The organism is Calothrix anomala FACHB-343 (assembly GCF_014696435.1).
Lineage (GTDB): Bacteria > Cyanobacteriota > Cyanobacteriia > Cyanobacteriales > Nostocaceae > Aulosira > Aulosira anomala_A.
Genome location: NZ_JACJQG010000055.1, coordinates 51,597 through 64,791 on the forward strand (window position 1 = coordinate 51,597; position 13,195 = coordinate 64,791).

General features: G+C 41.7%; 7 protein-coding genes. All 7 read left to right on the forward strand.

Features of this window, described 5'->3' with window-relative positions:
- Positions 1-13 precede the first annotated feature (13 nt).
- The 7 genes from H6G08_RS38335 to H6G08_RS26215 all read left to right on the forward strand — a co-directional run bounded on the left by H6G08_RS38335 (position 14) and on the right by H6G08_RS26215 (position 13,062).
- Positions 14-136: a hypothetical protein gene (locus tag H6G08_RS38335; RefSeq protein WP_277877857.1), complete on the forward strand. Its 123-nt coding sequence runs from the start codon at positions 14-16 to the stop codon at positions 134-136.
- A 61-nt stretch (positions 137-197) separates the two neighbouring features.
- A complete protein-coding gene (locus H6G08_RS26190) occupies positions 198-2,057 on the forward strand; it encodes a response regulator (protein WP_190548369.1) in 1,860 nt (619 codons plus the stop codon).
- On the forward strand, positions 2,054-6,238 hold the full coding sequence (locus H6G08_RS26195) for a PAS domain S-box protein (protein WP_190548372.1): 4,185 nt from the start codon (positions 2,054-2,056) through the stop codon (positions 6,236-6,238). The genes H6G08_RS26190 and H6G08_RS26195 overlap by 4 nt, the downstream gene beginning before the upstream one ends.
- Before the next feature lie 392 nt (positions 6,239-6,630).
- Entirely contained in the window at positions 6,631-7,011 is a 381-nt protein-coding gene (locus H6G08_RS26200; protein WP_190548374.1) for a response regulator, read from the forward strand.
- A gap of 428 nt (positions 7,012-7,439) precedes the next feature.
- On the forward strand, positions 7,440-7,838 hold the full coding sequence (locus tag H6G08_RS26205) for a response regulator (protein ID WP_199322751.1): 399 nt from the start codon (positions 7,440-7,442) through the stop codon (positions 7,836-7,838).
- A 309-nt stretch (positions 7,839-8,147) separates the two neighbouring features.
- Positions 8,148-11,186 carry an ATP-binding protein gene (locus H6G08_RS26210; RefSeq protein WP_190548378.1) on the forward strand — a complete coding sequence of 1,013 codons (3,039 nt, stop codon included), beginning with the start codon at positions 8,148-8,150 and terminating at the stop codon, positions 11,184-11,186.
- Positions 11,187-11,229: 43 nt separating this feature from the next.
- Positions 11,230-13,062: a hybrid sensor histidine kinase/response regulator gene (locus H6G08_RS26215; protein WP_190548380.1), complete on the forward strand. Its 1,833-nt coding sequence runs from the start codon at positions 11,230-11,232 to the stop codon at positions 13,060-13,062.
- Positions 13,063-13,195: the final 133 nt, after the last annotated feature.

Below are 13,195 nucleotides of genomic sequence, written 5' to 3' on the forward strand. Positions count from 1 at the left end.
TGCCCAATGCCCAATGTCCAATGCCCAATGCCCAATGCCCAATGCCCCATGCCCAATGCCCAATGCCCAATGCCCAATGCCCCATGCCCCATGCCCAATGCCCCACTCTAGTAATTTTATGGATGAAATAATCTAAAAAGTTATTTCACAATAGATGAAACTTAAATTGTCGTCAGCATCTTATATTGATGCCACCCATGAAAATTTTATTGATTGAGGATGATAAATTACTGAGTATGGCCTTGGCAGAGTTGCTGACAGCAAATGATTACAGTCTTGATTTAGCTAATAATGGCGAAACGGGATTAAAGCTGGCAATATCTGGTGAATATGACTTGATTTTACTAGATTGGCTCATCCCCAAACTAGATGGTATCAGTTTGTGTCGGCAACTGCGATCGCAAGGTTACCAAAAGGCAATTTTGCTACTCAGCGCTAAAAATTGTAATGCAGATATTATTGCGGGTTTAGATGCTGGTGCTGATGATTATGTGATTAAGCCCTATGAACCAGAAGCATTACTCGCCAGAATTCGTTCTTTGTTGCGCCGCAGTGGGACAATAGCCTCATGTAAGTTAACTTGGGAAAATCTCTGTTTAGACCAAACAGCAGGCAAAGTGACTTATGAGGAACAGTTAATTGGGCTGACGGTAACAGAATATAATCTCTTAGAATTATTTTTACAAAACCCCAATCGGATTTTTAGCCGTCAGGTAATTCTCGATCGCCTCTGGGGATTCGATGAAGCGCCGGTGGAACATGCAGTTACTACCCATATTAAAGATTTACGTAAAAAGCTTAAAGCCGCAGGGTTAAAAGAAGATATTCTCGAGACGATTTATGGCATTGGTTACCGTCTCAAGCCTGTACCAAATCGTGCCTTAGCCGCTAATACCGTCAGTGGCAATGAGAAGGAAAGTAAAAAACCTAATTTAACCGCCGTTAATCGCGCTTTGCAGCGATTTCAGGATTCTTTTACCCAACAAGTAGAGTTATTAGTCCAAGCAAACTCTGCTCTGTTAGCGGGAAATTTATCTGAGGAATTACAGCAAACAGCCAAGCAAGAAGCCCATAAACTAGCGGGAGCAATGGGCACCTTTGGCTATCCTGAAGGTTCGCGGTTAGCTAGGAAAATAGAGCATTTATTGTTACAAAATCAACCATTAACAGATAGAGAAAATACTGAATTTTCTCAATTAGTCAAGGCATTGCAACAGGAATTAACCAAGGCACCTGTAACTCAAACTGTGCCAGCTGTCACTGTGCCAGTGAATTATTGCATATTGGCGATTGATGATGATACGCTGTTAACCCAAAGATTAGTCAAAGAAGCTGATAATTGGGGAATGAAGCTAGAAATTGCACCTGATTTGTCTGCTGCACGCTCCTACCTAGCTACAACAACGCCAGACACGGTGTTACTAGATTTGAGCTTTCCAGGTAAAGCCGAAGATGGATTGACTTTGCTGCGAGAATTGGGATTGCGATCGCCTAATTTACCAATAGTCGTGTTTACTGGGCGCGATAGTTTAGCCGATCGCTTGGCGGTATCGCGCTTAGGGGCAAGGCAATTTTTACACAAACCCGCAACTACCGAGCAAATCTTTCAGGCGATCGCCAGGGTACTTCCCCAACGCCAAACTTCCGAAGCCAAAGTGTTAATTGTCGATGACGATCCGCTAATTCTCACTGGCTTATCAGCATTACTCACGCCTTGGGGGTTAGAGGTGACAACCTTAAGCGAACCACAGCATTTTTGGGAAGTACTAATTACTACATTGCCTGATTTAGTGGTGTTAGATTTAGAAATGCCAGTAGTCAATGGTTTAGAGTTGTGTCAAGTAGTCAGGCAAGATGCCCAATGGGGAGATTTACCAATTTTAGTAGTAACAAGTCATACCGATGCTGCATCTCTCCAGCAAGCCTTTGCTGCGGGAGCCGATGATTTTATTAGCAAGCCAGTACTGGGGCCAGAACTAGTCACCAGAGTCATCAGCCGCATTCAAAGATTGCGCCAGCGCTGGCAACCAGGAAGAGCTAGGGAGGTTCAACCATGAACAGATATTATCGGCAATGGTTACCTTATGCTGTGGCGATAGGGACAACTGCGATCGCCTTAATGTTGACAGTCTGGTTTGAACCACTGCTATTTAGAGTCGTTAATGCTTTTTTCTACATAGCGATAATTATTACCAGCTGGTATGGCGGCTATCGCCCAGGAATGGTGGCAATTGTGCTGTCATTCTTGGCAATTGAAACCTTCTTGATTAAAAATGTACATCAACTGCGCTTCGAGCAACCAGAAAGCTTACTGCGGTTGACGGTATTTTTACTAGTTAGCTTGACGATTAATTTAGTCACAGGCAGTTTGCATGAAAGCAAAAAGAAAATCCAACAACTCAGTCAAAAGTTAGCCCAGGAAAATGCCGAACAACTGCGAATGGCGCTGTCTGCCGCTCACATGGGAATGTGGGATTGGAATTTACTCACCAATGATGTGAAATGGTCAGCAGAATGTCACCAGTTATTTGGCTTGGTTGTGGGTAGTTTTGATGGTAGATATGAAACATTTTTAACTTACTTACATCCAGAAGATCGCCCCATACTTGAGCAAGTAGTTAAACAAGCCCTACAAAATCGCAACAACTTCCACCACGAGTATCGGATTATTTGGCCAGATGGTAGCCTGCACTGGCTGGAAGTCAGAGGACAAGCATTTTATAACCCAGCAGGTGAGCCGCTGAGGATGGCGGGAACTGTGATGGCAATAGATCAGCGCAAGCAAGCTGAACAAACTTTAGGCAAACAACTACTACGAATTCAAACTCTGTTCAAAACCTCATTTGATGGCATCGTTATTTTAGATGCCAAAGGAAATGTCATCGATGCCAATCCGCGATTTGCGCAAATGCTGGGCTACAGCAGCGAAAAACTTGCCCAGATGAGCGTTTTTGATTGGGATGCGGTGTTTACGCCGCAAGAAATTCAGCAAATGTTACATGATACTTTGAGCGTGAAAACAGGAGTGTTTGAAACTCGCCACCGTCGCAAAGATGGCTCAATTTACGATGTCGAGATCAGCTCTAGCATTGTGGAATGGGAAGGGGAATTACTGCGATTTTGCGTATGTCGCGATATTAGCGATCGCAAACTTGCTCAAACAGCTTTACAGCAAAGCGAACACCGCTACCGCGCCTTAGTTAATGCTTCGGCGCAGATTGTCTGGCGCACTGATGGCGATGGCATGACAATTAGCGCCCCAGAAATTTGGGAAGAACTTTCCGGACAATCCGCCAAAGAATCCTTAGGTTTAGGTTGGCTAGATTTTGTCCACCCTGAAGATCGCGAACAAACTTTGCAAAGCTGGCAAGAATCTTTTACCAACGGTACCTTGTACGCTGCAGAATATCGCCTGCAGATGAAAGATGGCATTTACCGTGATTTTGCCGTGCGCGGCGTGCCAATTTGCGATCGTCACGGCAAAGTTAGCGAGTGGATTGGTACCTGTACAGATATTACAGAGCGCAAACAAGCAGAAGCTGCCCTCAAAGAACAGCAAATTCAGCTGCAACGTCAACTAGCAGAAATCGAAACCATCTATCAATCAGCCCCCATCGGCTTAAGCGTCTTGGATACAGATCTCCGCTTTATTCGCATTAATCAACGTTTAGCAGAAATTAATGGTTTTTCTGTAGCAGCACATTTAGGACACACCATCCGAGAATTGCTACCCGAACTAGCAGATACAGTTGAACCTCTGCTGCGTTCTCTTCTGGAAACCGGTCAACCCGTGTTGAATGTAGAAATCATGGGGACAACTCCGGCTCAACCTGGGGTGCAGCGAATTTGGGTAGAAAGCTTTTTGCCCTTAAAACAAGGGGAACGCATCATTGGTATTAGTACAGTCTGCGAGGAAATTACCGAACGCAAACAAGCTGAAGCTCAACTGCAACAAGCCAAGCAAGAGTTAGAAATTCGCGTTAAAGAGCGCACGGCGGAACTAATCGAAGTCAACCAACGCCTACTAGAAACAGTCATAGAGCAGCAAAAAAACCAACTCCAGCTATTAGAACAGGCGCAACTACTCGATCTCGCACATGACACGATTATCACCCGCGACTTGAACGGAGAAATTTTCTTTTGGAATGAGGGTGCAGAGGCTATGTATGGCTGGAAAAAAGTTGAGGCGTTGGGGAAAAACTTACACGGGCTGTTGCAAAGTCAATTACCCCAACCACAGGCAGAAATTGAAGCCGAACTCTTGGCCAAAGGTTATTGGGAAGGCGAACTTACCCATTTTAGCCGGCATGGGCGAGCGATTATTGTCGCTAGTCGCTGGGTTTTACAGAAAGACAATGCTGGTAACCCTGTAAAAATATTAGAAATCAATAACGATATTACCGAACGCAAACAAGCACAATTAGCTTTTATTGAAAGTGAGGAACGCCGCCGTCTAGCTTTAGATTTAACTCTTATAGGCTGTTGGGATTTCCATTTATCCAGTGGCGAACTCATCTGGGACGATAATATGTTTACTTTACTGGGTTTTACCCCGGAAACAATTGAGCCTAATTATGAACTTTGGCGCAGTCGAATTCATCCAGAAGATGTTGATTGGGTAGAACAGAGGTTTTTTGCCTCTATCGAAACCCATACAGATTACGCCGCCGAGTACCGGGTAATTTATCCAGATGGTTCAGTACATTGGTTAATGGGACGAGCCAGAGCAATTTATGATGAGTCGGGAAAAGCTTTGCGATCGCTCGGCGTATTATTAGATATTAGCGATCGCAAACGAGCAGAAGAAATCCTGCATCAATATGAACGCATCGTTTCTCATACTACCGATGCCACAGCACTGATAAGCCGCAACTATACTTATAGAATTGTCAACCAAGCTTATAAAGATTGGTGGCATCAGTCTGATAGGGAGATGATTGGCCAGACAATGGGTGAGATCCTGGGTGAGGATTTGTTTACAGCCAATGTCAAGCCGCGCTTAGATAAATGTTTTGCGGGAGAAACTATTCACAGCGATCATTGGTGCGATCGTGCTGGTTTTCCTCGACGATTTATGAGCATCACCTATACACCTTACCGGGAAGCAGATGGTACTATTTCTGGTGCGCTGATTATCTTGCACAATTTAACTCAACTCAAACAAGCAGAAGAAGCTTTACGCGAAAGCGAAGAAAAGTTTCGTCAGCTTGCAGAACACATCCAAGCAGTATTTTGGATGACAGATTTGCAAACTCAGCAAGTGATCTATATCAGCAAAGCTTTTGAAAATATCTGGCAAAAAACTTGTCAAAGCGTTTATGAAAATTTTGGCGAGTGGATAGATAGCATTCACCCAGACGATCGCCAAATTGTTGACAATTCACTTAGCCAACAAGTCAGTACAGGGCGATCTGATGTCAAATATCGGATTATCCGCCCCGATAATTCCATACGCTGGATTCGCGATCGCGCTTTCCCAATTAAAAATGAATCGGGGGATATTGTCCGAATTGCTGGGATTGCTGAAGACATCACCGAACTGCAAAAAGTTGAGCAAATTAAAAGTGAGTTTATCGGTATTGTCAGTCACGAACTCCGCACCCCTTTAACAGCCATTCGTGCCGCCTTGGGTTTATTAAATAGTGGTATTTACGATAACAGGCCAGACAAGTTTAAGCGGATGATTGAGATTGCCGCCCTCGATAGCGATCGCTTAGTCCGCTTAGTTAACGATATTCTCGATTTAGAGCGCTTAGAATCAGGCAGATCTGTTTTAGACAAAACTACCTGCAATGCGGCTGATTTAATTTACCAATCAGTTGAAGGGGTAAAAGCGATCGCCGAACAACAAAATATTACTTTTAACATTAATGTTATAGATGCTCAAGTTTGCGCAAATGCTGATGCAATTATGCAAACACTTAATAATCTTTTAAGTAATGCCCTGAAATTTTCACCTTCCCATTCCACTATCATTATCAGCGTCCAACAACAAACAGATTTCGTACTCTTTCAAATTAGCGATCGCGGGCGGGGAATTCCCACTGATAAATTAGAAGCCATCTTTGGGCGATTTCACCAAGTAGACGCTTCTGATTCTCGTGATAAAGGCGGCACAGGCTTAGGATTAGCAATTTGTCGGAGTATCATCGATCAGCACAACGGACAAATTTGGGCAGAAAGTACCCTGGGTGAAGGAAGTACATTCTTCTTTACAATACCCTTAGCAAGGAATTAAACAAGTCGGAAGTCGGAAGTCAGAAGTCGAAAGTCGAAGTACAGTTGTGTAACGGGAATTTAGACCCCGCATAACATACTTGCAGCTTGTTAGAAGCCGCAGACTTAAACACCGCGAAGATTGTTACAGCAGTTTTCAGGTAATTTAAACACAGATTCTCGTAGGGGCACGGCATCTACAATCTACTAGTACATACAATAATATTACTGGTGCCGTGCCCCTACTACTGCTTGGTCTATTTACTTGAAAAACGCTGTAAGGTAAGAAACACAGAGAAAAAATCAGTAATTACACTCTTGTAATGTTCCATACTCAATGAATATTGACAAATAACAAATGACTATTGACTATTGACTATTGACTATTGACTATTGACAAATGACTATTGACAAATGACTACAAAAAAATTGTTAATTGTGGATGATGAAGAACGTATCCGAGAACTGGTACAAGCTTGTCTAGAAGAATTGGGAGGATGGGCGACGCTGACAGCAGAATCAGGTAAGGAAGCGTTAAAAATAGCACAAACAGAACTTGTTGATGCTATTCTCCTAGATGTATCTATGCCTGATATGGACGGTTATAGCGTTTATGAACAATTGCAGGCAGATACAATTACTGAATCAATTCCAGTAATTTTTCTCACTGCGAAAGTGCAACCAAGCGATCGCGCTCGCTTTGCGGAAATGAAAATTGCTGGTGTAATTACCAAACCCTTTGAACCTCTGAAAATTTCTCAGAATGTGGCGGAAATTCTCGGCTGGGGAACTTAGTACCGCTACGGGGAAGTCAAAAGTCAATCAATTTTAGATTTTGGATTTTAAATTTTAGATTAACTGCACCCATAAAGGTAGGGGCGGGTTTACTTAGATCGTTGTGAATGAATGAGGATATTTGTTAACCCGCCCCTACTTGGGGATTTTAGATTGACGATTTTAGATTTGTTCCGCTCACATACGCGTAGCGTCTCGGAGAGAGGGGCGGGGCTTGTACCAAAGAAATAATCTAAAATTGCCACAGTCCAAATTCCTCATTCTGACGCCATTTCAATGGTCTGTTTTTTCATGCCCCAATCTAATGTTGTTAAAAGTTAGAAAAAAAATTAGTTCTTTATTAGTTCTTTATTATTGTATTTTACCTTTTTTTAGTAGAGACAAATATTGCTCATTTCTGGGAAAGGTATATGCAGACGTTGCCGAAAATGACTCTAGCTACCAAAACTATATTGCTTCTTGATGACGAAGTTAACGTTAGGGAGTTAGTTGAACTTTGTCTGAAAGATTTAGGTGGTTGGACGGTATTAACTGCTGATTCTCCATTTCTAGCTTTGCAAAAGGCTGAATCTAATTCTCCTGATGCGATAGTCTTAGATTTATCTATGCGTGGCAGTTTTATGTTTTTGCAACAACTCAGAAGAAATATCAAAACTCAAGATATTCCTGTAGTTTTGTTGAGTGCTACAGCGCGGTGGCTAGACCCACAATTTATGCAAGAATATCAAGTTGTAGGCATTGTTCTCAAACCCTTTAATCCAGTTACCCTACCAGTGGAAATTGCTAATATATTGAATTGGGATTATGTCCCAGATTGTAATTTATAACTCTAAAAAATATCAACTTGGGATTATTTTTGCAGTGGGGAGAACAACTTATATTTATTTGATTTTTAGGTAATTGACTGAATATAAAAGCTAAAAAGATGGAATCAGGTAGATTTATTGAGAAATAAGTAGGTTTACTAATAAGAAATATGAATCTCGCTGCGGGTGCGTTATGCTAAATGCTAACTCACCTTTTTTTATTGGTCATTGGTCATTGGTCATTGGTCATTGGTCATTTGTTATTTGTCATTGGTCATTGGTTAATAGAAAATTATTAGGTGTGGTTTCAGATAGAGATTAAGTTTTGTCATGGAGCCATCAGACACAGCCAAGAATAGCGAATTTTTGGTAGCAGAAACAATGGATTTCAGTAATTGCGATCGCGAACCGATCCATACTCCCGGTTTAATTCAACCACATGGGATATTATTGACATTAAGCGAACCAAAATTAGAAATTATCCAAATTAGTGAGAATGTTCGGCATTTTTTGGGAATTGCGCCAGAAAAGCTGTTAGGAAAACCCCTCGCTTGTCTCTGCTCCAAAACCAAAGTTAAGGAAATCTGCCAATATCTACAACAAGATAATTTAGAAGTATTTTCTCCTTTAAAAGTCAGAATTTGTAGCGCTGCGTCATCATTAACTCAGCACAAAAAACCATCACAGAATTTTACAGCTATTTTGCACCGTAGTGATGGGTTATTGGTGATGGAGCTAGAACCTATTCAAGCTAGTAACAGTAAGCAATTTCTACCCTGTCACTACCTATTAAAAGCAGCGATCGCCAAAATTCGCCAAGCCGCAACCTTTAATGATTTGCTCGCTGAGTTAGTCAAGCAAACCAGGAAAATAACTGGCTTCGATCGGGTAATGGTTTATCAGTTTGCTGATGATAATAGTGGTGTTGTGGTAGCAGAAGATAAAGCCGCTCACCTGGAAACTTATCTCAATTTACATTATCCATCTACTGATATAACTCTGCCAGCTTATAAACTCTTGTACGAAAATTGGCTGCGGCTAATTCCTGATGTCAACTATCAGCCAGTGCGGCTAATTCCTACTGATAATCCTCTAAATGATACTCCTCTGGATCTCAGCCACGCTCATTTGCGGAGTATGTCACCTTGTCATCAGGAATATCTACAAAATATGGGCGTAGCGGCTTCTATGTCCATTTCTTTAATTAACGAAAAACGACTTTGGGGGGTGATTTCTTGCCATCATTACCAACCCAAATATATAGATTATGAAATGCGGAAAGCTTGTGAATTTCTCGGACAGTTTGCTTCACTAGAATTGGTTTACCAACAAGCACAAGAAATAAATCGCTATCGCTTACAGGGAAAATTAATTCAGGAAAAATTGCGTCAAGCTTTTGCCCAAGAAATTAGTTTAATTGAACCAGTGCTGCGACTTCAGCAAGTTGAATTATTAAATTTAGTTCATGCGCAAGGAGCTGCATTAATTTTAGATCATGAAGTTTCCCTACTGGGTGAGACACCATCAGCCGAGCAAGTTCAAGCATTGATGAATTGGCTATTAGCTAAAGAACGCCAACCAATGTTTGTGACTGATTCTCTATCCCTACTTTACCCCCAAGCACAGGAATTTAAAACAGTTGCTAGTGGCGTTTTAGTTATTTCCATCATGCTGCGGCAAAAATCTTATCATATTGTCTGGTTTAGACCAGAGCAAATTCAAATAGTTCATTGGGCAGGCGATCCGCATCAAGCTGTATCTTTCTCCGATGATGGAGAAATGCGTCTGTCACCCCGTAAATCGTTTGAATTGTGGAAACAAATAGTTGAAGCCACATCCCTACCTTGGCAAACTGTAGAGATTGAGGCAGCTTGGGAAATGCGCAATACTTTAATGTTGGGAGTACTGGAGTTTTCTCAACAGGCGCTAGAACAAGCCGCAGAACGCGCTGCGATCGCTAATTTGGCTAAAAGTCAGTTTCTCGCCAAAATGAGTCATGAATTACGTACTCCATTGAATGCCATTTTGGGATTTACCCAATTAATGTCGCGCGATCGCGATACTCCTAGTGAATTTCAGGAAAACTTAAGTATCATTAGTCGCAGTGGCGAACACTTACTGACGATGATTAATGATGTTTTGGAAATGTCGCGGATTGAAGCGGGACAATTACACCTCAGCGCCAGCTATTTTGATTTACATCGCCTGTTCGCTTCCATCAACGATATGTTTGCCCTCAAAGCCTCTGAGAAAGGCTTGTATTTAAGCAGTCAGTGGGATGCTACCGTTCCCCATTATGTTTATGGTGATGAAGCTAAACTGCGGCAAATTTTAATCAATTTGCTCGGCAATGCCATTAAATTTACTACCACAGGTAGAATTACAGTCAGGGCTAAGGCTGTAGCCTTAAACGATACTCAATCTAAATCTCCTAATTCTCAACCCAAAATTACGCTCAATCTAGAAATTGAAGATACTGGATGTGGTATTGCTCAGGGTGATGTAGAAGCGATTTTTACTGCATTTATACAAACAGAACAGGGACGCCATGCACAAGGTACGGGTTTAGGTTTATCCATTAGCCGTCAGTTTGCCCGATTGATGGGTGGTGAGATTACAGTGCGTAGCAATTTAAACCAAGGATCTACTTTTATTTGTCAGGTATGCCTATCTGTAGCAACTTCGGTAGATTTAGTACCTTCTCCAGCTACCCGCAATATGATTGGGCTGGAACCAGGACAACCAATTTACCGGATTCTCGTGGCGGAAGATGTGCTAGAAAATCGCCAATTACTGATTAAATTACTGCAATCAGTAGGGTTTGAGGTTTGTGCTGTGGAAAACGGTGCAGAAGCGATCGCCCAATGGCGTGAATGGCAACCTCACCTGATTTGGATGGATATGCAAATGCCCGTGATGAATGGTTACATTGCTACTCAGCAAATCCGTGCTACTGAAGGCGGTGAGAAGGTGATAATTATTGCCCTGACTGCTTCTGCCTTTGAAGAAGACCGTTTAGCTAGCATGAAAGCTGGTTGTAATGACTACTTAGCCAAACCTTTTACGGAAACTGCATTGTTTGAGAAAATGACACAATTCTTAGGGGTAGGCTATCTCTACAGCCCAGGAACCACATCAGGTTTGCATCAACCAAGCGTACAGCCCCCATCGCTGACACCACAAGACTTACAAATTATGCCCGCCGATTGGATTAGTCAGATGCATGAAGCAGCTTTAGATCTCAATGATGCCAAACTATACGAACTCATTGCCCAAATTTCTCCTCAAGAACAACCTTTAGCTGACGCTTTGAAATATTTGGTTGATAATTTTCAGTTAGAAGCGATCGCTAATCTCACTGAATTTTAGCTTCTGGATTGTGGATTGTCTGACTTGATAAATCAAAACTCCTATGCCTCATTTACTCAAACCTGCATCGCAAACCAATATTTTGCTAGTCGATGATACCCCGGATAATTTGCGGTTGTTATCAAAAATGCTAGAGTTACAGGGTTATACTGTGCGTAAATCTCTCAATGGCAGAATGGCATTACAAGCAGCCCAGCGCGATCCGCCGGATTTAATTTTGCTGGATATTAATATGCCAGAAATGAACGGCTATGAAGTTTGTCAAAAATTAAGAACTTTAGAAGGAACGCCAAAAATTCCGATTATTTTTATTAGCGCCTTGGATGAAGTCAACGATAAAATCCGCGCTTTTGAATTGGGGGGACAGGACTATATTACTAAACCATTTCAAGAATTAGAAGTACTAGCAAGAATTAGAAATCAATTATTTATTCAACAACATCGCCAGCGATTAGAAGAGGAAATTCAAGAACGTCAACACGCCCAAACCCAACTCCAACTATTAAATAGCGATTTAGAAAGACAAGTAGAACTGCGTACCTCCGAATTACAGCAATCGTTAAATTTTGCCGCCACAGTCAAACGCATCTCCGATAAAGTTCGGGATTCTCTCGATCCGCATCAAATTCTGCAAAGTGCTGTAGAAGAATTAGCGATCGCCTTACAGGTGAATTGCTGCGATGCTGTACTTTACGATCGCCAATCCGCCAACATTCGCTACCAATATGCAATGTCCGGGGAGACTGTCAATCAGAGTCACATGTTATACCTGACAGAAACACCGGAAATTTATCAGCAATTGCAACAGCAAAGGTCATATTGTGCCTTTTGTCAAATTCCCCGAACCGCAAATTCCCAGAATTCCGCGATTTTAGCCTGTAGTATTTTTGACGATAGAGTAGAAGAAACGGGAATTTTGGGCGATTTATGGTTATTTAAAAACAATCAAGCGATTTTTTCGGATATAGAGGTTAAATTAGTCCAACAAGTAGCCAACCAATGCGCGATCGCTTTGCGTCAAGCCCGTCTATATGCCGCCGCCCAAAGCCAAATTCAAGAACTACAACGGATTAACCAACTCAAAGACGATTTTCTCAATACCGTTACCCATGAATTGCGATCGCCCATTGCCAACATGAAAATGATGATTCAATTATTGAGTAGCTTACTTGAGCCTGAAGATAAACCAACGGCGGAGATTTATCCATCATTTTATCAGGATAGTCAAACTGTACAATATCTGACAGTTTTACAAGAAAATTGCGATCGCGAACTCCAACTACTAGAAGACATTTTAAGCCTGCAACATTTAGAAGCCAGAACATATCCGCAACAACAGACAAATATTAATCTTCAGTACTTAATGTTGCATATCATTGAGCCATTTGAAAGATTAATTCACAATCAACAGCAAAGTTTTAAAGTCAATCTTGCACCTGAGTTACCAACAATTAATATTGATTCATTCAGCCTCAGCCGCATTATTACAGAACTACTCAACAACGCTTGGAAATATACTCCCCCAGGCGAAAAAATTTCTTTAGATGTCAGCGTTTGTGAAGACAAAACAGCCAAGCCCCAGAGAATTCAGCATCCAAGACAACAGCAATCATCCTGCTTACAAATCATCGTCAGCAACACAGGCGTAGAAATTTCCCCTGAAGAACTCCCGCGAATTTTCGATAAATTTTATCGCATTCCCAACCAAGATCCGTGGAAACATAGCGGTACAGGTTTAGGTTTAACATTAGTCAAAAAACTCGTTGAATACATGAATGGGCTAATCTGGGCAGAAAGTAAAAATCATCAAACTAAATTTATCCTGCAATTTCCCTTTGTGCCCGTCATCACAGATGATTTTAATGATGAGTTTTAATTGGGGCATGGGGCATTGATCAACAGTAGACCTCTTGCAAAAGTCAGTTAGACAGATTCAGTTTTGGGAAGACGAAGCTCATAGTTGTACAAACCAGCTATGAGATTAAATCTCAAACTAAATCTTTTTCTCC